The organism is Microvirga sp. KLBC 81 (assembly GCF_003075415.1).
Lineage (GTDB): Bacteria > Pseudomonadota > Alphaproteobacteria > Rhizobiales > Beijerinckiaceae > Microvirga.
On record NZ_QDAH01000284.1, the window covers coordinates 1 to 891 of the forward strand.

An 891-nucleotide genomic window follows, 5' to 3' on the forward strand; every position below is an offset into this window, starting at 1 on the left:
CTAGAGGATGTCTGGAAAATCGGGTGGTGCCCATCTGAAGGGGCATGACAGCCTCATCCTACGATACCGATCTGAGCGATGCGGAGTGGGCGATCCTGGCGCCTCTCCTGGCTCCCACAAACCGCCGCGGGCGGCCTCGCAAACATGGCCTGCGGCTTGTGCTGAACGCGATCCTCTACATCCTGCGCGGCGGTGAACCCTGGCGCCTGCTGCCGCACGATTTTCCACCGTGGCAAAGCGTGTACGATCACTTCCGGCGATGGCGCCAAAGGGGAACGTGGCGATCCATCAACGATGCCCTGCGCACCCGAGCCCGGATGCTGGCCGGCCGCAGTCCGCAACCGCACGCTGCTATCATTGACAGTCAAACCGCGCGCACCAGTGAGGCCGGTGGCGAGCGCGGCTACGATGGTGGCAAGAGGATATCAGGTCGCAAGCGGCATCTGGTGGTCGACACGCAAGGATTGATCCTGCACGTGCTCGTTCACTCGGCCGATGTGCATGATCGTCGCGCGGCTGAAGCCGTGTTAGCGGACCTGAGAAACCGCTATCCGGATGTGAACTGCCTATTCGCCGACATGGGCTATCAGGGTTTGGCCACCTGGCTGTCAGCTGAACTCGGGTGGACGCTGCTGATTGTGAAGCGACCACGGCGCTGGGTGCGAGTGCCAGCGGATCAGCCCGCACCCGTCATGCCGGCCGGGTTTGCGGTTCTGCCGCAGCGCTGGATTGTTGAGCGCACGTTCGCTTGGCTCATCCGCAATCGGCGCTTGGCCAAGGACTGGGAACACCTCTCGGCCACCACCGAGACGTGGATTTATCTCGCGATGTGCCGCCTGATGACCAAAAGATTAGCTCATGCAGCAACTTAAATATCCAGACATCCTCTAG

General features: G+C 61.7%; 1 protein-coding gene. It reads left to right on the forward strand.

The annotated features are described in order from the left end of the window. Window positions 1-44: 44 nt before the first annotated feature. Complete coding sequence (locus tag DC522_RS33790) at window positions 45-872, forward strand: IS5 family transposase (protein ID WP_116532730.1); 828 nt, start codon at window positions 45-47, stop codon at window positions 870-872. Window positions 873-891: the final 19 nt, after the last annotated feature.